Raw genomic sequence first — 21519 nt, 5'->3', positions numbered from 1 at the left:
GGCCGCTCCTCGCCGGCGACCCGACCGACCGCGCCGGCCCCCACCACGCCGACCGCATCAGCCGATCGGCCCGCTGCGGTCACGTCCGTACGCGTCGAACGGCCCGGCGAGTCCGGGCCGCGCTCCGAGCCGCGACCGGTGCCGCGTCCGGCGTCGGCTGACCAGGTGACGAGCCGGCCGGGCGGCAGGTTCGCGGCCCGGTTGCGGCAGCGCGAGTCCGCATCACCCGGATCGCCTGCGCCGGCCGTCACGTCCACACCGGACGACCCCGCCGCGACAACCGGCATGGTCTCGTCGCGCGCCGACGACTCCGCCCGTACGTCGGCGGCCGGTTGGCCCCCACCGGCCGGCTCGGCGTCCTCGACGGAACTCGCCGCGGTGGCAGCCCTGCTGGATCGGGCCCGGCGCGACCGGCCAACCCCGACAACCTCGACAACCCCGACGGAGGAGCCCGGCCAGACCCCGCACCGGCCGACCGGCCGGACGCTCGTCCCAGTGCGGGGCCACGACCCTGAGGCAGCGGCGCGGGACAGCGCCGCGCACCGCGCCGAACAAGCCGCCGCCCAGGCCGAACGCGCCGCCCAGCTCGCGCAGGCGCATGCGCGTTCGGTCCAGCCGCCGGTGACGATCGGCGAGATCCATGTCCACGAGGCGGGACCGGAGCGGGCGCCGGCCGATCCCCTCGCTCTGCTCGCTCCTTACGCGGCCGGGCTGACCGCCCGCCGTCCGGCCGGGCCGGGTGCACGATGAGCGTGCTACCCACCCCGGCCCCCGTCCTGTCCGGCGTGGACGACGTGCTGGTGGCGATGACCCGGGACGCCGTCGGCACTGGCATCGGGGTGAGCACCGGGCCGCTCGACCGGCCGAAGGACACCAGTGCCCGGCTCAACTGGTTCCTTTACCGGATCACGCCTGCACCGGCGCTGGCCAACATGGAACCGCCGCAGACGGGGTGGCGGTCCCGACGCGGCCGGCCACCGCTCGCGCTGACGCTGCACTACCTGCTGTCGGCCGACCCGGGCGAGCTCAACGCCACCGGCAACGAGGTGCCGCCCGCCCACGACGCGCTCACCGCGGTGATGATGCTGCTGAACGAACGCGCGCTGCTCGGCCCGGACACCCAGATCACCGCCAGCCCGGTGCGGACGGTACGCCAGGTCACCGGCACCGCTCTGGACGGCCTGGTCGAGCCGCTGCGGATCGTCATGGACGCGGTCCCGCTGGAGACCATCACCGGCCTGTGGGCCAGCGGCCTGAAGTCATTGCGGCTGTCGGTGGCGTACCAGGTGAGCCTGGTCATCGTGCCGTCCCCGGTGCCGTTCGCGCCGGGGCCGCCTGTGCAGGAGCGGCGGATCGCGGTCAGCCCGTCGCCCGGCCCACGGATCATCGGCGTCGCGCCGGCGACAGCGTCGTTCGGCGACCAGGTGTCGATCGCGGTCACCGGTGCGGGCCCGGACGTACGGGTCACGCTGTCGCGGCTGGCCGACGACCCGCCGGACCCGTCGGCCACCGGCAGCGGCGAACCCTGGACGCTGACCGCGCTCCCTACCAGCACCGGCCTGACCGTCACCCTGCCCGACCCGGAACTGGTGCCGGGCCGACGGGCGCTCGATGTCAGCAACGTCGCCTCCGGCCTGCCGGCAGGTACTGCGGGTGCCGCGCTCACCGTGGCCCCGGCGGTGCTCGGCGCATCAGGTCCACTGCTGCCGGGCCAACCGGCCACACTGACGGTCGCGCACGTGCGCCATGAGGGCCGGGTCACCTTCGGCGGGATCGCCGTTGCGTACACCTTCGTGGATCCCGCGACCGTGACCGTCACCGTGCCGGCGGCGGTGGCGGCTTTCGCCGGCGGCACCGTTGCGGTCAGCGTGGAGTCGGGCACGATCACCGGCCGCCCCCGTCCTCTGGCGGTGGCGCCATGAACGCCACCAACGGCACGAACGGGAGTTCGGTGAGCGCCATGAGGGCCTTGGCCCAGGTGGCCGACGACGGCGAGCCGACGATCGCCGAACCGGCCGGTGACCTCACCCCCGCGCAACGGTCGGTCGGCCACCTGAGGTTGCTGCGCGAGGCGTTCGTCCACCTGATGGGTCAGTACCGCGAGGCGTGGGACGGCGACGCCGACAGCGTTCCGGAGACGTACCCGCGTCGACCCGAGCAGGCCACCGCGGCCGGCATCGGGCTGCGACCGGCGGGGGTGACCGGGCCGGGCGACGATCCTCTGGACGGGGCGCTGCCGCTGTTCGGCGAACTCGGTCTGTCCCGCAGTGCCGAGACGGTGCTGGCGGCGGCGTGGTGGGCGGTGGCGGATCCGCAGTTGGCGTCCGCCTTCGGCTGGGTTCACGACGACCCGGCCCGGCGCTACCCGACCCTGGCGGCACTGCGGCTGCTGCTGGAGCCGTACGGCATGCAGGTGCCGTTGGCGCTGCCGGCCGACAGCGGGCCGGTCGCGCTCGGGTTGCTCGCGCCGATGGCCGACGCGGCCGCGCCGGCACGCCTGACCGCGACGGCCGGGCTGTTGATGGACGGTTGGCGGCCTCCACCGGAGATCTCCACGGCTCTGCCCGGCCGGCTGCGCCCCGCAGCCGATGAGGCCTGCGCCCTGATTCGGGCCGGGCACCGGGTCGGCCTGCGCTGTGCCGATCTCGACGACGGACCCGTGCTGGCGCGGGCGGTCGCCGCCCGACTCGGCCGCGCACTCGACGACGGCCGCACCCGACCGGCCGCCGAGACCAGGCTGCTGGAGCGGCTCGGGCTTGTACTCCCGTGGACGTCGGACTCGTCGCAGTCGACGTCCTCGGCGGCATCGGCGTCGGAAGGCGGAGAGGTCGCCGACACGGCGCTGCTTCGCGTGACCGGGCCCGGTGTGGGTTCCCCGCCCGGCTGGCAGGTGCTTGACGTCGCCGCGATCGACCCGGCCGGGGTGACCAGGGCCTGGCGCCTTGCTCTCGGCCAGTCCGGACTGGACACCTCCGCGGCCGGTCAACTGGCTGCCCGGATGAGGCTCACCGAGGCCACGGTCGCGCAGTTGCACGAGACCGCCCGAGCGGCGGCCAGGGTGCAGCGCCGCCACCTGACCGTTGCGGATCTGCACACCGCGGTACGCCGGCACCCCCAGCACCGGCTCGGCGACCTGACCCGGCTGGTACCGCCCGCGCACCGACTCGACGACCTGGTGCTGCCGCCGACCACCAGGGCCGGCCTGCTCGACGTACTCGCCCATGCCCGGCACAGCCACGAGGCCCTGGCCGCGCTGCCGAGTGGTGGGGTGCGCGGACGTGGCGTCGTGGCGCTCCTGCACGGGCCGAGTGGTACCGGCAAGACGGCGGCGACCGAGGCGCTCGCCGCCGAGCTGGACCGCGACCTGTGGCTGGTCGACCTGGCCCAGGTGGTGAGCAAGTGGCTGGGTGAGACCTCGCGCAACCTGGACCGGCTGCTGACCGAGGCCGGCCGGGCCGGCGCGGTGCTGTTGTTCGACGAGGCCGAGGGGCTGTTCGGGCGCCGGGCCGAGGTCAACGACGCCCGCGACCGGTACGCCAACCTCGAGATCGACCACCTGCTGCAGCGGATCGAACTCCACGAGGGCCTGGTCGTCCTGACCAGCAACCGGCCGGCCGCGCTGGACGACGGGTTCGGTCGCCGGCTGCGGCTGACCGTCCGGTTCGAGTTGCCCGACCACCTCGCCCGGGAGCAGGTCTGGGCGCGGCTGCTGCCGGACGGACGGCTGGCCGACCCGGACGCACGGCCGTTGACCCAGGTCGCAGCGGCCGAACTGTCACCGTCCTCGATCCGGTCGGCCGCGCTGGCGGCGTTGGTGTTCGCCGCCGACGACGGACGTGCGGCCGTCACCGAAGTCGACCTGCACCGGGCCGTGCGGCGCGAACTGGAGAAGAGCGGCCGCGGCTGGCCGGCGTACCGGGAGGCGTACCGCGAGACGAACCGAGACACCAATCGCGAGGCGTACCGAGGAGCAGCCCGATGAGCGAGCACATCGCCCGACTGGACGTGACGGTGCCGACGGCGCCCGTACCGGGCCTGATCCGACCCGGCATCGAGGCGGCGCTGGCCGGCCGGCCCGGACCCGAGCCCGCCCTCGGACAGGCGGTCGCCGACGCCGTCACCTCCGCGAAGTCCCTTACACAGAAGGGAGATCCGGCATGCTGATGCGCGGGATGCTGCTGTCGTTTTCCGACCCGGACATCGGGCTGGTGCCGACGATGGCGCCGTTCCAGTACAACCCCGCCGAGATCACCCGCACGCTCACCGTGGCGGCCGGGCAGCAGGGCGGGCCGGCGCTGCGGGTCGCGGGACCACCGGCCGAGGCGTACACCTTGAAGATCGAACTCGACGCGGTCGACGCCGTGGACAAACCGATCAGCGGCGTGATGGGCGTGCAGCCGCTGCTGGCCACGATCGAGGCGATGATGGAGCCGGCCGGGAAGCTGGGCGTCCTCGGCGCCGTCGGTGGTGCGCTGGCCGGAGCGGTCTCGGCGCTTCGCGGCGGCGGTGGGGGCGGCGGCCCTATCCCCGCGCCATCCCTCCCGCTCGTCGTCATGGCCTGGAGCCCCACCCGGATCGTGCCGGTCCGGATAACGTCGTTCTCCGCTCACGAGACCGGCTTCAACGCGGGTCTGCTCCCGGTGCAGGCGACGGTGGACCTCGGGCTGACCGTCCTCCGGCCCGCAGACCTCGACAGCAACCTCAAGCTGGCCGGCTTCATGGCGCAGGCGTACCAGGCGGTGCGCAGCACCCTCGCCGTCGCCGGCGTCGCCCAGGGTGTGGAGCTGATGTTGTGACCGCCTCCCGCTACGCCGGCCAGACGACGATCACGGTGCCGCAGGACCAGGGTCCGGCCCGTGCGATGGGCGTGCCACGGATCGCCGCCGCGGTTCCGGCCGCCCTCGTCTACACCGCCCGCGCAGGTGACCGGCTCGACCTGCTGGCCGCGACCGCGCTCGGCGACAGCACCGGCTGGTGGCGGATCGCCGACACCAACCCGTACGCCGACGCCCTGCGCGACTCCGAGCCGGGCACCACCATCGGGATCCCCGATGAGTGACACCTCGGTCGTCGTCTCGGTGGGCGGCAAGCCGCTGCCCTCGAACGCGCTCGACAGCGTGCAGAGCGTCGACGTGAGCGAGGCGATGGGCGCCCAGACCCAGGTGAGCGTGGTGGTCACCGCCCGGGTGAGCGATCGCAGCGACTGGACGAGTCCGCTGGACGCGCTGGTCGGTCCGTTCGCGCCGTTCCAGGTCGCGATCACCCGCGGTCAGGACGAACTCGTCGTACCGGCGCGGGCGACCAGTGCCGCCTGGTCGCTGCAGGCGGGAGCCCTGTCCTCGCTGACCATCGCGGGCCTGGACGCGAGCGCCGACCTGGACCGCGAGGAGCACGACAAGGCCTGGGGCGGGGTCAGCGACGCGAACATCGCGACCACCCTGCTCGGCACCATCTGTACGCCCCGCGTCGGCACCACCCCGCAGCCGGACGGCACGGACACCTTCACCCCGCACCAGCGCGCGACTGACTGGGCGTACCTGAAGACCCTCGCCGCACGCAACGACTTCGACGTCTACGTCACCAGCGAGCACGGCCGGCTGGTCGGGGTCTTCGATCGTACCGACCCCTTGGCCGCACCCCAGGCGACACTCGACCTGGGTTACGGCGCGCTCGGCGGCACCGCGTCCGTCAGCGTCCAACTGGTGTCCGGGCAGAAGGTCAACGTCACCCACAGCGCGGAGGGGCAGTCCCAGCAGCAGGTCGCCAGCAACGACGGCACCGGACACAAGATGGGGCCGATCTCGCTGGGCGGGGCCACCACCGTGCTGCGCGACGAACACGACCTGCCTGGACGGCTGCCGCCCGAACAAGCGGCGCAGGTGCTGGCCGAGTCGTCGGCGTTCGGGGCGACCTTGTCGGTGACCATCTCGGCCCCGTCGATGCCGCTGCTGCGGGCGCGCAGGACGGTGACCGTACGCGGGCTCGGGTCGATGGTGTCGGGGCTGTGGCTGGTCAAGTCCGTACGCCACACGATCAGCCCGGCCGGGCACACCCAGGCCCTCAGCCTCACCCGGAACGCGCTGGGCGACGGCAGTTCCGGCGCGGCGACCGGACTGGGGGCGCTCGCGGCGGCGGCCGGCCTTTCGGTGTCGCTGTGAGCGCGGGACGGGACGCCGGACGAGGAGGGAGAGCGGGAGATGACTGATCGCTACTGGGGGAAGTTCGAGGGTGTCGTCGTCGACAACGACGATCCGGCCGGGCTGTGCCGCCTCGACGTCGCCGTACCGACGCTGCTGCGTCATCCCACCGGCTGGTGCAGGCCTGCCCTGCCGTACGCCGGGAACGGTGTCGGCCTGGCCGCGGTGCCACCGGTCGGTGCGACCGTCTGGGTGGAGTGGCCCGGCGGCGACCTGGCCAAGAAGCCGGTGTGGTCGGGTGCGACCTGGACCTCGGGGAACGGGGTGAAGGGTGCAGGGCCGGGGACGATCCTGCTGGTCACCCCCGGCGGCCACCGGATCGAGGTCTCCGACGACGACTCCTCGATCACGCTCACCACCTCTGGCGGCGCCTCGCTGACCCTGAGCTCCGACGGCATCGTGCTCGACAACGGGCAGGGCGCGACCGTGGAACTCAGCGGCGCCAGCGTGTCCCTCAACGGCGACGCGCTGACGGTCGGCTGAGGGGGACGGCCATGGGCGACGCGGTGCTGACCAGTTCGGCGACCATCACCTGCCCGCACGGCGGTCAGGGCACGATCGCGCCGTCGCAGACAGCCGCGAGCGCGGGTGCCGCGATCTGCACCCAGGACGACCAGGTGACCATCGCGGGCTGCGCGTTCACCGTCGGGCCGAACCCCAGCCCGTGTGTGTCGGTGGAGTGGGAGACGTCGGCTTCGACCGCGGCGGCCGGAGGCACCGCGCTCCTCACCATCGGCAGCGTCGGCGTGTGCCAGAACGCGGCCAAGGCGCCGCAGGGCCCGGTGGTGCTCAGTCCGGCGCAGGTAGCGGTGAGGGCGTCATGATCCCCGGCGCGAACCCCGTCGCACCCGGCGGTCCGACCGACCGCCCGGGAGTGCCGGCCCGGGCGCCCTGGACCGTCGGCGCCGGTCGGAGGCTGGCGCCCGCGGGAGCTGTCGAGCACCTGGACGACCTGGTCCGTGCCGTACTGCTGACCGGGGCCGGCGAACGCCTGCACCGGCCGGGGTTCGGGGCGGGGCTGGGCGCCTCGGCGCTGTTCGAGCCGCTGTCGGACGCCGTCGGCGCCACCGTCTCCGCGCGCGCCCACGGCAGCCTCACCGACGCGCTCGGGGACCGCATCCAGGTGGTGGAGGTGACGGTCTCGGTGCGGGACAGCGTGCTGCGCGCCGACGTCACGTACCGCCCGCTGCCCGCGGGCGAAGGGCGCACCGTGAGCGTCGACCTGCCCGGGGGTGTTTCGTGAGTACGCCACCTTCCGACACCGAGCCGGTCCAGCCGATCCAGCCCGTCGCAACCCCGGTCAAGCGGCCCAGGGCGCTGTTCGCCGGCACCGGCGGGGTGGTCGGGCTGCGCGCGGCAACCTGCCGGCTGACCGGGGGTGCCCGCCTCCTCGACGTGTGGATGTACGGCGATCCGCCCGCCGTGCTGGCCGACCCGGGCCGATGGCTGCTGCGTCCGGCGCCCGGCGCGCCCCGCCCGACGGTGAGCGCTGCCGTGGCCGTCGCCGCCGGGACGGACGCCGACGGCTCCCCGATCCCGTCGCACCTCACCCTGACCCTGGACGGCGGACTCCCCGGTCGTGGGGTGTACCAACTGCGGTTCGACCCGACCGGCCTGGAGGTCGATCCGCTGCGCGCCCACCTGCCGGTGCGGCTGCGGCCGGAGTGCACCGACGTCGCCGACACCGTCACCGTGCCCGGGCCGCCCCGGCCGCTCACGCCACCGGACTACGACACGCTGGCCCGCGACTACCCAGCGCTTCGCGAGATGCTGCTCGAACGCCTGACCGCGCTCGACCCCGCCGCCGACCTGAGCGCGCCGGACTTCACCGTCACCGCGCTGGAGCTGATGGCGCACCTGGGTGATCTGCTGCACTACCGGCTCGACCGGGTGACCACGGAGGGCTGGCTGTCCACCGCGCGCCGCCGGGCCAACGTGGTCCGGCACGCCCGGGCGGTCGACTTTCCCGTACGGCCCTCGGTCAGTGCCGCCACCGCGGTCCAGGTCGTCGTAGCGGGCGGCGGAGGTGGCGGGGGCGATCCGAGCGTCACGGTCCGGCCCGGCGACCTGGCCACGGCCACCCCTGCGGGAACGACCAGGATCGACGATCCCGCCGCCTGCTTCACGCTGGAGCCGGCCACGCCCGCGAGCGTATGGGCCAGTCACGCCGAGGTGGCGTTGTACGACTGGACCGAGGACGACGCAATGCTCACCGCCGGCGCCACCAGCGCGGTGCTGGTCCGCCCAGCGGCGGCGTCCGGGAACGCGGACTGGCTCGCGCCCGGCGACCTGCTCGGCCTCGAAGTGGTCGCGGTGGACGACGTGACCCGGCAGCGGAACTGGGCCGCGACGACCGTACCGACGGCCGCCGACGTATGGCCGCGGGAACCGCTGGCGAGCCACCCCGCCAAGGTCGTCACCCTCACCGCGGTCGAGGACATCACCGACCCGCTGCGGCCCGGGCTGGAGCTGGTCCGCGTGTGGTGGGCCGCCGAGGACGCCCTGGTCGCGCCGGTGCCGTGCAGCATCGACCTCGGCGACGCCGGATCGGACGGGCCTCGCGTGGGAGTGGCCCGGCTCGGGGTGTTCGGTGCCCACCACGGGCTGCTGGTCGACGGGCCGGCCACCCTCGCGCCGGTCGACCGGCTCACCGGCCGCCGGGCCGACCCGGCGGTGGAGGAGGTAGCTGACTGGCTGCTGGTCGCGGCCGGTCCGGAAGCCGCGCCCGGTCTGGCCTGTGCCCCGGGCGGGCGTCCCTGGCAGCTCGACGTCACCGTGACCCTGCCCAACGGCGTCCGCGTCCGGGCCGAACGCGTGCACTCCATGCTGGCGGCCGGCACCGCGGGGTTCAGCGTCGTGGTGGACGCCGATGACGAGTTGCCCGCCACCCTGCGGTTCCGTACGGGCGCGCTGGGACTGGAACCCCCGGCGGGCAGCCAGGTCTCGGCGCGCTACCAGATCGGCGCCGGGCCGGCAGGGAACGTGGCCGCCGGCGTGACTCGCCGGCTGGTGCGCACCACTTCCGGTGCGGGGGTGCCGTGCGTGTGGCAGGACGTCCTGGACTCCGGTGCCGCCGCGGTGAGCGCGCGCAACCTCACGCCCGGCACCGGCGGGGCGCGCGCCACTCCTCTGGACGACGTACGCCGCGACGCGCCGCAGGCCTACTCCGCCGTGCCCCGCAGGGCCGTGCTGATCGGCGACCTTCCCGGCTTCGCCGCGCAGGTCGTGGGAGTACGCCGCGCCTCCGCGCGGCGGTCCTGGTCGGGCTCCTGGCCGGTCGGGGTGGTGGCGTACGAGCAGGCTCAGGCCGGGCAGGGCGGGGCCGACCCGGCTCCGGTTCTCGCGGCGCGGGTGCAGGCGGCGCTGGACGCGGTACGGATGGCCGGGACAGAGGTGGTCGCCGTCCCCGCCACTCCGGTCGGCATCCTGATCGCCTTCACCGTCTGCCTGTTCCCCGGCTCCGATCCCGGTGCCGGACGAGCCGCGATCCTCGCGGCGCTGCGGCCGGGCAGTCCCGACGCGCCGGGACTGTTCGCGCCCGGCAGTCACGCAATGGGCGCCGACGTCTACCTGTCCGCCGTGGTCGCCGCGGTGGCCGCGCTTCCCCACGTGGACGCGGTGGCGGTGACCGAGGCTCGGCGGCTGTCCGACCCGCCGGGCACCGTCGCCGCGGTATTGCCGATGGGCCCGGCGGAGGTGGCGGTCTGCGACGACGACCCGGACGCGCCCGACCGCGGCCGGATCATGCTCACCGTGGAGGGCGGCCGATGAACACGCCGACGAGTACACCGATGAGTACACCGCTCCCACCGCCGACCGATCCGCCGCCCGGCCTGGCCCGCCTGCGCCGCCGGCTGGGTGACCGGACCGCCCTGCGCGACGACCTGCTGGCCCGGATGGCCGCTGTCCGGATCCCGCCCGCAAACGGTGGGGGCAGTGGCGGCGACCCGATGCCGTTGGGCTCGTTGCTCGACGTCGCCGGCGACCCGACCGTCGTCACCCTCGCCGACCTGTGGTCCCGCGTGGCCGACGGTGTCTCCGCGTACGCCGAACTGGACGCCGGCGAGCTCTACCTCGGCACCGCCCAGGACTGGACCGACGTACGCCGGCTGGTGGACCTGATCGGCTACCGGCCGGCACAGCGCACCGCGGCGCAGGGGTTCGTCCGGGCCGAGATCGCGCCCGGGAGTTCACCACTGCTCCCGGCGGGGACGCGGGTGCAGGCGCCCGGCACTCCCGAGCACGACGCGCAGACGTACGAGGTGGCGGCGGACACTCAGTTGCATCCGGAGTGGCACGGCCTCACCGTCACGGGCGTACCGGCGCCCGCCGCGCCGGCCGGTCGGCAGATCCGCTTCCTCGCCGACCCGGGGTTCCGCCCGCCGGACCAGATGGTGCTGGTCTCCGAGAGCGGCACCCCGCCGGCGCCGAGCACCTGGGAGGAGTGGATCGCCTGGCTGGTCGCACTGATGACGGGTACGGCGTACTACGGCTCGACCGGAATGGCCGTCCGCGGGACCGTCCGGATCACCAAGCGGAGCGACGACCTCGGCGCCACCCTGTTCGACACCGACCGGTCGCTGGCACCGCTGCTGCCGCAGACGCCCGGGACGAGCTACGCGGCCTACCGGCTGCGGGCCGAACTCACCCTCGCGTACCGACTGGACACCATGGCGTACGTCAGCGGCAACACGGCCGCGACGGTGAGCGCGCCGTACCCGTCCGGTGAGCAGGGCGAACCCTGGGACGCCACGTCGGTACTGGTGCTGGAGGCCGGGCAGGTCAGCGTGGGGCAGACGCTGATCCTGTACGCCGGAAAGGCAGGCAACTGCCTGGTCACCACGGTTGCGTCGATCACCCCGCTGGACCGGCACGTCGCGCCCGGCACGGTCCGGCGGGTGGCCCGGCTGGAACTCGCGCACCCGTTGCCCAACGTGCTGCGTACGACCGGGCTGACGGTCCTGCTCGCCGACGAGCGGCACGTCGCCCAGCACTACGAACTCCCCGCCCTCGATGGCAACCGGGCCACCGCCCGGCTGCACCCGCGGATACCCGACCTGCCCGGGCTGCCCGAGAGGCTGGCCGTTCGCACAGTCGGCGCCGACGGCCGCCCCGGCTGGGAGCTGACCAGGTGCACCGCCAGCGCACTGGACGCACCCGGCGATCCCGGCGGCCGGCTGGTCAGCCTCGCCGACGCGCGGACGGGTCGTGTCGATCGCGGCGCCGCGACGGGCAACGTGGCCCCGATCCGGCACGGGGCCACCGGACAGGGGCCGCTGACCCTGATCCCGGCGGCCGGCGCCGGCGGGTCCACCGCGATCGTGACCGGGCCGGTCACCGGCGACGTCGGCCCCGACGGCACCGTCACCAACAGCCTGGTCATATACGTGGACGGGGTGCGGTTCGACGAGGTGCCGAGCCTGTACGGACGCGGCCCGACCGACCTCGTCTACGCCACCCGGCTGGCCGCCGACGGCCGGCTGGTGCTGGCGTTCGGGGACGGGGTCACCGGTGCTCTGCCGCGCGGAGAGGTGCGTGCGGTCTGGCGTACCGGCGGCGGGCTGGCCGGGGAGATCCCAAGCGCGGACATCGACACCCTGGTCACAGGCGTGAACGGCGTCCGCACGATCGCCGGGGTTGGTCCGCTCACCGGCGCGGCCGACCAGGAGGACCCTCCGCGGATGCGCCGCGGTGCCGGGGCCCGGATCCGCGCGCTCGACCGGGCGGTCGGGATGGGTGACCTGCGCGACCTCGCGCTGACCGTTCCGGGTACCACACACGCGGTGGCCTGGCGCGGGTCCGGTCCGTCCGGGTGCGCCTGCGGCGGTTCGGGCCTGCACGTCGCCGTCCTGCGCGGCCGGTCACACGGGGTCCGTGCGCCGGTCGCCGCCGAACTCGTCGCGCTGAGCGGCTACCTGGACGCCCGGCGAGACACCGCCGTACCGCTGTGCGTGTGTGCGGCGGTGGCCAGCGCGGTCACTGTCACCGCCGACGTCTTCGTCGGGGAGCGGCGGATCCCGGCGGTGGTGGAGTCGCAGGTACGGGCGGCGCTGGTCGACCCGGCCGGCGTGCTCGGGGCAGGGGCCCGCGACCTGGGGGTACCCCTGGACGGCAGCGATGTGGTCGCGGTGGTGCAGCCGGTACCCGGCGTCTCGGGGATCTCCGGCCTGCAGCTGACCGGTGGACTGACCACACCGGCGGCGGGCGACCTGTCCCTCGGCCGGCTGCCCGCCGAACCCTACGAACTCCTTCACGTCGTGGCTGCCGGGTTGGGGGTGCGTACGGCATGAGCGGAACGACCTCGCCAGGCCGAGGGCCTGGCCCTTCCGCGCGGTTCCTGGCCATGCTGCCACCGGCGTTGCTGGCGCCGGCCGATCCCGATGGCGTGCCCGTGCTGCTGGCGCTGCTGGAGGCGCTGGAGGGGCAGTGGCTCGAGTTGGCCGCCGACGCCGACCGGGTGCTCGATGACGCTTTCCCCGACAGCGCGGCCGACTGGGCACTGCCCTACCTGGCCCAGGTGCTGGGCCTGCCGCCCGACGCCGGGCGGGCCGAGATCGGTTCGGCCACGGCTCTACGCCGGCGCCGCGGTACGCCGGCCGCGATCGAGGACTTCGCCACCGTGGTCACCGGGTGGCAGGCGCGGGTCACCGAGGGCTGGCAGACCACGATCTGGGCCCAGCAACTGCGCCACCCGATCCGCCGTACGGCCAGCCTGTCGCTGCGCCGCCGCGAACACCTGATGGCCGGCACCGGGCTGGACCCTGCCCGGCGCAGCCTCACCCCGGGCGGGCCGCACCACCCGGCCGCGGTCACCGCCACCGTCTTCCCCTGGCAGGTACGGCGGTTCGAGTTGAGCGAGGCGTGCCCGCTGCCGGACGGCCGGTTCGCCGTTCATCCGCTCGGCCTGCCCGCACCGCTCTACCTGCGTCCGGACGCGGTGGTGGTCGGCGGAGACGCCGACGACGAACGCCCGCCGGGCAGCCCACCCGCGCTGCGCCCGCCCCGCGCAGCCGGTGACCTGCCGCTGCGCGCGACCTGGCGGCTGATCGAGGCACTCGCCCCCGACGAGGTCGGATACGGCCCGGTCTGGCAACTGGGGCCCGGCCACCCGCTGACCGCCGGGGCTGCGGATGACCCGGCGCTGCTGGCGATCACGGTCGACGGCGACCCGGTGCCCTGGACCGACATCGGCCTGACGAGCCTGCCGTCCGGCGGAGGTCCGACCCCGACGGCCGACCAGGTGCTGGTCGACCTGGCGCGCGGCGTACTCCTTCCCGGCGCCAACCGCACCGGCCCACTGCGGGTGATGGCGTACCGGCCCACGCCCGGCCGGATCGGCGCGCTGGCCAGTGACGCCGAAGGCGACGACCGGGCCGGGACGGTGATCGTGGTGGACCCCGCGCTCGGGCCGCACGCGCCCGGCCAGACCGTGGTGACAACGCTGGCCGACGCCGTCACCGCCGCCCTGGCGCTGCCCGGCTCGCGTACCGCGCCGGCCGGTCACCCCGACGTCGAGATCCGGCTGGCCACCAGCGATCGGCTCGCCGCGCCACCTCCGCTCACCGCCACTCCGGCGCTGACCCGGTGGCGGATCGTCGCACCCACCGGGCTCACCCCCGTGGTCACCGGCACCTGGGAGGTTCGCGCGCCCGGGCTGCACCTCGACCTCGCTGGGATGTTCCTCGAAGGCGACCTCGCCATCGGTGCCGACATGGCGTCGGTGACCCTGACCGGGGTCACGACGAACCCGGCCGCCGGGCGGACCGTGACCGTGGAGCCGGGGGCGTGGACGCTTCGGCTCCGCGCGGTCAACTGCCATCTCGGTCCGATACGCGCCGACCTCAGCGCTTTCCCCATCGACCTGGCCGACTGTGTCGTGGACGGCGCCGGGGCCACACTCAGCCCGTGTGGCGCGCCGCCACCCGCGCCGGCTCCAGTGCCCGCGGTCGCCGCCACCGACCGGTTCCCACCACAACTGCGGACCAACGGCTGCACGTTCGCGGGCCTGGTCGCGGTGGACACCATCACCGCGTCGGACTGCCTGTTCCTGGACGGTGTTCGGGCAGTGGTGACCTCAGCGGGAGGCCTGCGGTTCTGCCACCTCGGCGACGCCGATGACGCCCAGGCTCACCCCTCGCCGTTCTGCTGCCTGACCGGCCCGCTGCCCGCGCTCGCCTCCACCGGTGCGGAATCGGCCGGCTACTACGCACCCGTACTGACCGCGCCTACCGGACGCGGCGCCGACCCGGCGCTCAGCGGCGCCTCCGACGGCGGCGAGATCGGCGCCTACCACCACGCCCGGCGCGGTCCGCTCGCACTTCGGCTCGCCCAACGGCTGCCGGAGATGACCCCGCTCACAGTGCACCCTCACCTCGACATCATCGGCTCGGAGGAATGACGTGACCGGCGACCACACCTCAGTTCCCCTGCGCGCCGGCGACCGGTGGACCAGCGCGCGCATGCAGCAGGGCCGGATGCTCCTCGACGGCGACTACAACCTCGGGATGGACGGCGCCCGCCGGGAGACCGACCGGCTCGCCGCGGCGGTGGTCGGCCCAGCCGGGGTGGCCGAGGGCAGCACGGCGTTCGGCGTCACGTTCGCCGCGGACGGCACCCTGCAGGTCGGAGCCGGTGAGATGTGGGCGGGCGGGTTACGCGCTGTCAACCCGACCTTGCTTCCCTACGCCGCGCAGGAGTCGGTGCCCGCGCTGCCCGCCTCCGGGACCGCCGTCGTCTACCTCGATGTCTTCTCCGAGGAGGTGCAGGCCGCCGAGGACCCGGATGCCCTGCTGGACCCTGCCCTGGCCGGCACCGACACGATGACCCGTACGCGCACCGGATGGCGGGTGCGGGCGGCTGCGGTAAACGCCACGTCCTGCGCGGGCGCGGCGCCCGCGCTGCCGCAGCTGGAAGTGAGCACCGGCCGGCTGGATGTCGTCCGTACCTCACCACCTGTGCCGACGGATCCGTGCGCGCCGCCGGACGACCCACGCGGCAAACTGCCGGACGGGTTGCTGCGGATCGAGGTGCTCGACTCCGGGTCGGCCTCCACCGCGAGGTTCGGCTGGTCGTTCGAGAACGGCTCGGCCGCGGTGGCGGCGACCCTGGCCGGAACGCTCGCCACCCTCAAACCGTCCCCCGACATCAGCTTCTTCCCCGGTGACCTGGTCGAGGTCAGCACGCTGGTACGCCGTGCAGACCGGCTCGACCACGGACCGCTGTTCCAGGTGGACCACGTCGACCCCGGTGCCGGCGGGAGCGTGGTCACGCTCACCACAGCCGCCGCGGTCACCGGCACCCCGTCCGGACTGTGCCTGCGGCGCTGGGACGGGCAGGCGGTCGGCGCCGCCACCCAGGTCACCGCGCTGCTCGGCGGCGTGGACGTCGGGGTGGCGTTCACCGCGAGTTCGGGCCAGTACCTCGCCGGGGACTGGTGGGCGGTACGCGTACGCGGATCCAGCGCGGATGCCGTAGAGGAGCTGGCCGACGCACCGGCCGACGGCACACGGCACGTGGTCCAGGCCCTGGCCGTGGTCGACCTCGGCACCCGGACGGTGCTGAGCGACTGCCGGCCGCACTTCCCGGCACTGACCGCGCTGCGCGGGACCACCTGCACCGTCACCGCGTTCCCCGGCGACAACCTGCAGGCGGCCGCCGACGCGCTACCCACCAGCGGCGGCGAGCTGTGCCTGGCGGCCGGCACCTACCGGCTGGACCAGCCGGTGGTGGTCAAGAACCGGATCCGGGTGGTGGTTACCGGGATCGGGCCGGCCACCGTGCTGAGCTGCACCGGGCACGAGAGCGTGCTGCAGTTCCTCAACTGTCGCGACGTCACCGTACGCGACCTGCGGGTCGAGGCGGGCCTGGCCGCACAGCCCAACAATCCGGCCGGCGACGAACACCTGCTCGGCGCGATCACGTTCGTCGACAGTCCGGGGGCAACCGTGCGCGACTGTCAGATCGCCTGCCCGGACAGCCCCGGCCTGGCGCAGTCGGCCGTCTTCGCCGGGACGTTCACCCGGGGCCGATCCAGCGGCCGGGTGCGGGTGCTCGACAACCTCCTGGAGGTCGGGAACGCGCAGACGGGCGTACTGGTGGTTTCCGCGGACGAGGTGCTCGTGGCCGGGAACGAGATCCGGCTGGGCCCGGCACCGCAGGGCAACCAGGTCGTCCTGCACCCGTTGCTGGTGCACGAACTCGCGTCGTTCGTCGGTTCGCACGTGGTCGCCGGGCAGAACGCCACCACAGGCCAGGTCGTCACGTTGCCCGGCGGCGCGACGATGCGGGTGGCCGGCGCCAGCGTGGTGCAACGGCTGGCCGCACAGTTCGGCCGGACAGTGACCGAGAACGCGCTCAGCCGCGGGACCCCCCGCCAGGTGCTGCAGAAGTTCGTCCGGCGTGCTCTGCTCGCCCCGCAGAGCGTGCAGTTGTCCAACGACACCAGCCGGTTCCTCGCCACGGCAGCGAACGCGCGGGCGATGGCCCAGGGCATCGTCGTGGCCGGCATGCGGGCGGGCCAGGTCCGGATCGAGGGCAACTCGGTGAGCGGAGCCGTCCAGGGCGTACATGTCGGGCTCAGCGGCGAGGGCGGCGCCACCGCGAACGCCGGACAGGTGGTCGTCAACGGCAACGACGTGGCCAGCGCGGTGCCGTTCTTCTGGCGCCGGTCGCGGCACGCCTACTACGTGGGCAGCGTGAACAGCCTCACGATGACCCAGAACAGCGCCTCCCTGCAGCGGATCGGCGCCAGCGCCATCGTGCTCGCCGCGGTCGCCGCCACCTCGGTCGAGGCGGTACGCGTCCACGGCCGGCTCGGCTACCTGCTGCGCGTGCAGGGCCTGGACCTTACCGGGCCGTTCACCACCGGGCTCGCGATCACCGACCACTCCCAGTGGGGCCGGTCCCCGCGACTGATGTACGTCAGCGACGTGATCAACAGCGCCGGAACCGGGCCGGCCCTGGTACCGGCATCGGTCCCACACGATCGGTGCGTGCCGTAGTGCCGGAACCGCTGTTCGCCCCGCACCTGCTCTCCGTCCCGGGGGACGCCGCCGAGCGGGCCGCCGACGCGCGGGTGAGCAGTGGGGCCGGGCTCGGGGTCGCGGTCGGCACGCGGGACGTCGCTCCCGCGGCCGCGCTGCCGGCGGGCACCCCCGCACCGGTCGCCGCTCGGGCCGGCCACGCTCGCCCGCTGGCACCGGGACTGGCCGCGGAGTACGGGCAGCGGCTGGGCGCGGACCTACGTGACGTACGGATCCACACCGACGCCGCAGCCGCCGAGCTGGCCGGGCAGGCCGGCGCGCGAGCCTTCACCACCGGCAGCCACATCTTCTTCGCCCACGGCGAGTTCAGCCCGCAGACCCCGGGTGGGCAGGCGCTGCTGGAACACGAACTCGGGCACGTACTCGCCCCGCCGCCCGGGCCGGCCCGGCTGCTGCGTGCTCCGACCACGCCGACCAACACGACCACGCCTACCACGAAGGATCCCTCAGCCGAGCGGTGGATCCGGCTCCAGGTCGAAGCAAGCGGCATGGACGACGCCGCGCAGAAGCTCGCAAAGGTGGGCGCGAACGACGGCCCCAACTACGTCTACATCGGCCTGAGCGCGTCGTTCGCCAAGGCGTACGACACCCAGGGCCGCCCGCTCGGCCCGCGGGTGGCGATGAAGGAGGCCACCGAAGCCAAGCCGAGGGCGAGCTTCGTGCCGGGTGTGTATCTGATGCAGCCGGACGGGTCTCTCGCCGCGATCGAACTCGAGGCGAACACCGGTCGCCAGCGGTTCGACGTCGACGACAAGGGACACGGCCGCAGTGTGGTGGCCACCCGGCCGCTGACCAAGGAGGAGCAGGAGGCCGCGACCAAGGAGAAGGAGGCCGCCGAGAAGGCGGGCCGGCCGGCGAAGCCGACCCAGGTCCAGGGACCGCTGGACCTGATGAAGGAGCTGACCGACCCGGCGGCCCTGATCTCGCAGGTGATGTCAGTACCCAAGCCGGTGGTCATCTACTTCGTACCGAAGATCGTCAGTGTCGGCGGCGGCAAGGGCGGGGGCGAGAAGGCCACGATCTACGCCAGCCCGATCGCCGGGCGCGGCGACGGCAAACCCGCGAACGCTCCGCCGTGGCCGGTCGGCATCGAGGGCCCCAAGCTCGCGCCGACCGACTCCAGCCCGACGTTCTCCGCGAAGGTGGACTGGTCGGCCAACGGCAACTGGAGCTGGCAGTCGCAGGCGATCACGCAGGTGGGCGAGAGCATCCACTACCAGTGGGACTACTTCGACATCACGTCGTACGCCCGCAAGCAGATCGCGAAGGATCCCGCGCACACGAAGGACCCGCACGGCAGCGCACCCGGAGAGGGGCGCACGCTCGACCAGAACATCGCCGACTTCACCAGCGCCAAGCGCGGGGCGGGCACCGACGTCACCGGTACGGCAGCGGCCCGAAGGGAGTTCCGGCGCGAGTTCGAGGACTGGTGGAAGGACAACCGGCGGGCCGCGCGCGACGCCGGCGACCCGCACGGCGAGACCTCCGCAGAACGGCTGCTGAACGCCCAGGCAAACGTGCTCACCCTCGAACTCGCTCCCGTCTCCTTCCTGATCACCGCGGTGGGCGCGATCGCGCACTTCATCGCCGACCTGTTCTCAGGTCCGCGCCAGCAGCAGGAGGTGAACCTCCCCAAGGACGGGATCTTCCTCATCCGCGTGATCACCACCCCGGCCGTACACGAGGACAAGGACGGCAAGGAGATCATCCGGCCGCCGTCGGTCGCCGGGCACGTCGTCGAGGTCATGCCGATGGAGCGCGCGGTCCAGGAGTCCCTGGACGATCCGGCGGCCCAGCTCGCGGTCCTGCGCGCGGACATCGCCCTGGCCGAGAAGAGCGGCAACAAGGCCAAGGCCGAGTACCTCCGCGACCTCCTCAAGCGTGCGGAGGAGCAGTACACAGCGTCGCCGGTGACCCTGCTCAGCCGCCGGCTGGCCGAGAAGGAAGCGGAGCTCGCGAAGTTCCGTACCGACTACCCCACCCTGTCGGCGTACTCGAAGGAGCGCGAGGTCGACACCCTCAAGGAGCAGATCGCGCTCTACGAGGCGAACGAGAAGGACCGGCTCGCGTCGTTCGAACCCGGCGTCGTCCCACAGGCAATGACCCGCGTGAACGCCACGCTGATCTCGGAGGTCTCCGCCCAGGCCTACCCGCTGATGATGACGGCCGGGCCGATGGGCGGCACCGGCGGCAAACACCGCTGGATGATCAACGACGTCACCCAGCTCGACACCGGCGGCCAGTACGTCGGCGAGCTGCGCGACACCCCGAGCGAGGCGTTCCACTCGGCGCTGGAGGCGTTCGGACGCAAGGCGGCGTACGGGCGCGGCACGGTCGGTGCCCGCACGGCCGGGCTTCCCGGGATGGAAGCGGGCGCGAAGCTGGAGTTCCTGGTGGAGAGCGCACCCGCGGACACCGCACTCGCGCTCAAGCGGATCGACGACCTGGTGATGACGCTCGCGGCGGTGGGGCTGTTCGTCGCCTCGGCCGGCACAGCGAGCGCGCTCATCGGTGCGGCGGCTGCGGCCATCCGGCTGATCCAGCGCTGGAAGGCGCACAAGCTGTCGCTGAACGCCGAGACCGTGGGCGACATCCTCGGCATCCTCGGCGGTCTGGGTGCGGGTGCCGGCCTGGTCGCGAACCTGCGGGTGGAGCGGATGGGGCGGGCGTTCACGATCCTGGAGGAGGGCGGTGCGAGCCCGGCGCAACTCGCCCGGGCGGCCGAGGCGGTCAAGGGCGCGCAGGGTCTGCTGAAGGCGGCCGAACTCGCCAACGAGGCCATCGGGTACGCCGGGCTGCTGTGGGGCGACATCCAGTTCGCCGACCAGATCCTGGCCATCAACGCCGCCGAGAACGACCCCAACTCCGGGATGACCCACGCCGCCGCCCGCCGGGCCAGGGCCGACGCACTCAACGCGGCGATCCAGAACAACGGGCTGTTCCTGGCCGGGAACATGCTGAAGTACCGGGCCGAGGCCAAGGCCGCGTCGAAGGCCGTGAACGAGGAGGGCGCGGCGGCCAGGACATCCGAGCCGACGCGGGTCCCCGACCGGCCCGCCGGTACAGAGGAGCAGACCGGCACCGACAAGCCCGTACCCGAGAAGCAGCCAGCCGAGAAGCAGCCAGCCGAGAAGCAGCCAGCCGAGAAGCGGCCGGCCGAGAACGAGCCCGCCGGCGAGCAGGGCCAACTGCACGAGAAGTCCGCGGGGGCCGACCGACGTCCCACAGCCAAGGAACTCGTCGACGCGCTGCCGCCCGACCTGCGGTCGATGGCCGTGGTCGACGACACCCTGCACGGCGACTCGGTACGAGTTGAGTGGACGCCGGACAAGAGCGGCCTGGTCGGCGAGATCACCATCCGGATCAGCGCGGAGGCCCTTCCGCGCACGGTGCAACTGCACGAGGCCACGGTGCGGACGATGCAGAAGTACCAGGGCCTCCTCGGCCAGGTCCGGCGCGCACTAGGCCGGTTGTCGAACATGCTCGGCGGGAACGCCCTGGACCCGGGCAACAAGCCGTTGTTCGACGCCCGGCTGGAAATCGCCAAGCTGCCCAAGCTGATCAACGAGCACATGGTCGCGATGGAGTCGATGCAGGGCAATGCCCGCGAGGACGCCGAGGCCAAGCTCGACAGCCTGCGCGCCCAACTGGACGAGCACCTGGGCAGGATCGAGATCGGCGAGCTCACCCCGTCCAGCGGGGTCAGCGCCCGCGGCGTGGCGAAGCGAAACCAGGCGAAATACCGCCAGCTGCTGGAACGACTACGCCAGCTCACGCCCGGCGAAGCCGAGCACATGGAGACCCGCTGGGAGATGTACCAGCTCGACAACGGGGAGATGCCCCGCGCGAGCTGGGAGCGGGTCTACCGCTCCAACGTCGAGCGGGCCAACGTGGCCAACGAGATCGTCGCGGCCGAGCGCGCCCGGCTCGGCTGGCCGGAGAAGGAGCACACCGTCAAGCTCGGCGGCGACGAGGTACGCCGACTGGATCTGGCCGACCCGGAGAAGTTGAGGGGTGCCGAAGTCAAGGCGTACGACGAAGGAACGGTCTACCTGAGCAAGGACATCGATTCGGAGGTCCAGCGCGACCGCAGGCTCGTACGCCGCCACGACTGGGAACTCACCTGGATCTTCATCGACTGCAAGCCCAGTGGCCCGCTTCGCGCGGAGCTGCTCTCCGCCGGCATCATCATCGAACTCCGCACCTCGTCGCAGCGCAGTTCCCGCCTGTCCGAACGCATCCTCCCGCCGGCCAGGAAGAAGTAGGTGCACAATGGCGGC

The 21519-nt window shown here is 73.6% G+C and carries 15 protein-coding genes; all 15 read left to right on the top strand.

Annotation, left to right across the window (positions count from 1 at the left end; all coding sequences use genetic code 11):
• The first annotated feature begins 165 nt into the window (after positions 1-165).
• The 15 genes from ABZV93_RS08085 to ABZV93_RS08015 are packed head-to-tail and all read left to right on the top strand — an operon-like array spanning position 166 to position 21504.
• Complete coding sequence (locus ABZV93_RS08085) at positions 166-750, top strand: hypothetical protein (protein WP_354932267.1); 585 nt, start codon at positions 166-168, stop codon at positions 748-750.
• A complete protein-coding gene (locus tag ABZV93_RS08080) occupies positions 747-1922 on the top strand; it encodes a DUF4255 domain-containing protein (RefSeq protein ID WP_354932265.1) in 1176 nt (391 codons plus the stop codon). Before ABZV93_RS08085 ends, ABZV93_RS08080 begins: the two co-directional genes overlap by 4 nt.
• Positions 1919-3982, top strand: coding sequence for an ATP-binding protein (locus ABZV93_RS08075; protein ID WP_354932263.1), 2064 nt, complete (start codon positions 1919-1921; stop codon positions 3980-3982). The genes ABZV93_RS08080 and ABZV93_RS08075 overlap by 4 nt, the downstream gene beginning before the upstream one ends.
• Positions 3979-4164 carry a hypothetical protein gene (locus tag ABZV93_RS08070; RefSeq protein ID WP_354932262.1) on the top strand — a complete coding sequence of 62 codons (186 nt, stop codon included), beginning with the start codon at positions 3979-3981 and terminating at the stop codon, positions 4162-4164. The genes ABZV93_RS08075 and ABZV93_RS08070 overlap by 4 nt, the downstream gene beginning before the upstream one ends.
• Positions 4158-4796, top strand: a complete 639-nt coding sequence (locus ABZV93_RS08065) for a hypothetical protein (protein WP_354932260.1) — start codon at positions 4158-4160, stop codon at positions 4794-4796. Before ABZV93_RS08070 ends, ABZV93_RS08065 begins: the two co-directional genes overlap by 7 nt.
• Positions 4793-5059, top strand: a complete 267-nt coding sequence (locus tag ABZV93_RS08060) for a hypothetical protein (RefSeq protein ID WP_354932258.1) — start codon at positions 4793-4795, stop codon at positions 5057-5059. The genes ABZV93_RS08065 and ABZV93_RS08060 overlap by 4 nt, the downstream gene beginning before the upstream one ends.
• Positions 5052-6158, top strand: a complete 1107-nt coding sequence (locus ABZV93_RS08055; protein ID WP_354932256.1) for a hypothetical protein — start codon at positions 5052-5054, stop codon at positions 6156-6158. Before ABZV93_RS08060 ends, ABZV93_RS08055 begins: the two co-directional genes overlap by 8 nt.
• 39 nt (positions 6159-6197) lie before the next feature.
• A complete protein-coding gene (locus ABZV93_RS08050; protein ID WP_354932254.1) occupies positions 6198-6680 on the top strand; it encodes a phage baseplate assembly protein V in 483 nt (160 codons plus the stop codon).
• 11 nt (positions 6681-6691) lie between these two features.
• Positions 6692-7021: a hypothetical protein gene (locus ABZV93_RS08045; protein ID WP_354932252.1), complete on the top strand. Its 330-nt coding sequence runs from the start codon at positions 6692-6694 to the stop codon at positions 7019-7021.
• Positions 7018-7440: a hypothetical protein gene (locus ABZV93_RS08040; RefSeq protein ID WP_354932250.1), complete on the top strand. Its 423-nt coding sequence runs from the start codon at positions 7018-7020 to the stop codon at positions 7438-7440. Before ABZV93_RS08045 ends, ABZV93_RS08040 begins: the two co-directional genes overlap by 4 nt.
• Complete coding sequence (locus tag ABZV93_RS08035) at positions 7437-9968, top strand: hypothetical protein (protein ID WP_354932248.1); 2532 nt, start codon at positions 7437-7439, stop codon at positions 9966-9968. Before ABZV93_RS08040 ends, ABZV93_RS08035 begins: the two co-directional genes overlap by 4 nt.
• A 20-nt stretch (positions 9969-9988) precedes the next feature.
• Positions 9989-12487: a hypothetical protein gene (locus ABZV93_RS08030; protein WP_354932246.1), complete on the top strand. Its 2499-nt coding sequence runs from the start codon at positions 9989-9991 to the stop codon at positions 12485-12487.
• Between the two features lie 53 nt (positions 12488-12540).
• On the top strand, positions 12541-14595 hold the full coding sequence (locus ABZV93_RS08025; RefSeq protein WP_354932244.1) for a phage tail protein: 2055 nt from the start codon (positions 12541-12543) through the stop codon (positions 14593-14595).
• A gap of 1 nt (position 14596) precedes the next feature.
• On the top strand, positions 14597-17197 hold the full coding sequence (locus tag ABZV93_RS08020) for a hypothetical protein (RefSeq protein WP_354932242.1): 2601 nt from the start codon (positions 14597-14599) through the stop codon (positions 17195-17197).
• Positions 17197-21504: a DUF4157 domain-containing protein gene (locus ABZV93_RS08015; RefSeq protein ID WP_354932240.1), complete on the top strand. Its 4308-nt coding sequence runs from the start codon at positions 17197-17199 to the stop codon at positions 21502-21504. Before ABZV93_RS08020 ends, ABZV93_RS08015 begins: the two co-directional genes overlap by 1 nt.
• The last annotated feature ends 15 nt before the right edge of the window (positions 21505-21519 follow it).

The sequence above is a fragment of the Actinopolymorpha sp. NPDC004070 genome (genome assembly GCF_040610475.1).
In the GTDB taxonomy this organism is placed as follows: Bacteria; Actinomycetota; Actinomycetes; order Propionibacteriales; family Actinopolymorphaceae; genus Actinopolymorpha.
This window is presented reverse-complemented; position numbering and strand designations above follow the sequence as displayed.

What these genes read in the sequence shown, in the direction of transcription:
- ABZV93_RS08025 (WP_354932244.1), top strand. Translation starts at nt 12,541, where the DNA reads ATGCTGCCACCGGCGTTGCTGGCGCCGGCCGATCCCGATGGCGTGCCC.
- ABZV93_RS08045 (WP_354932252.1), top strand. Translation starts at nt 6,692, where the DNA reads ATGGGCGACGCGGTGCTGACCAGTTCGGCGACCATCACCTGCCCGCAC.
- ABZV93_RS08080 (WP_354932265.1), top strand. Translation starts at nt 747, where the DNA reads ATGAGCGTGCTACCCACCCCGGCCCCCGTCCTGTCCGGCGTGGACGAC.
- ABZV93_RS08055 (WP_354932256.1), top strand. Translation starts at nt 5,052, where the DNA reads ATGAGTGACACCTCGGTCGTCGTCTCGGTGGGCGGCAAGCCGCTGCCC.
- ABZV93_RS08075 (WP_354932263.1), top strand. Translation starts at nt 1,919, where the DNA reads ATGAACGCCACCAACGGCACGAACGGGAGTTCGGTGAGCGCCATGAGG.
- ABZV93_RS08050 (WP_354932254.1), top strand. Translation starts at nt 6,198, where the DNA reads ATGACTGATCGCTACTGGGGGAAGTTCGAGGGTGTCGTCGTCGACAAC.
- ABZV93_RS08030 (WP_354932246.1), top strand. Translation starts at nt 9,989, where the DNA reads ATGAGTACACCGCTCCCACCGCCGACCGATCCGCCGCCCGGCCTGGCC.
- ABZV93_RS08065 (WP_354932260.1), top strand. Translation starts at nt 4,158, where the DNA reads ATGCTGATGCGCGGGATGCTGCTGTCGTTTTCCGACCCGGACATCGGG.
- ABZV93_RS08070 (WP_354932262.1), top strand. Translation starts at nt 3,979, where the DNA reads ATGAGCGAGCACATCGCCCGACTGGACGTGACGGTGCCGACGGCGCCC.
- ABZV93_RS08040 (WP_354932250.1), top strand. Translation starts at nt 7,018, where the DNA reads ATGATCCCCGGCGCGAACCCCGTCGCACCCGGCGGTCCGACCGACCGC.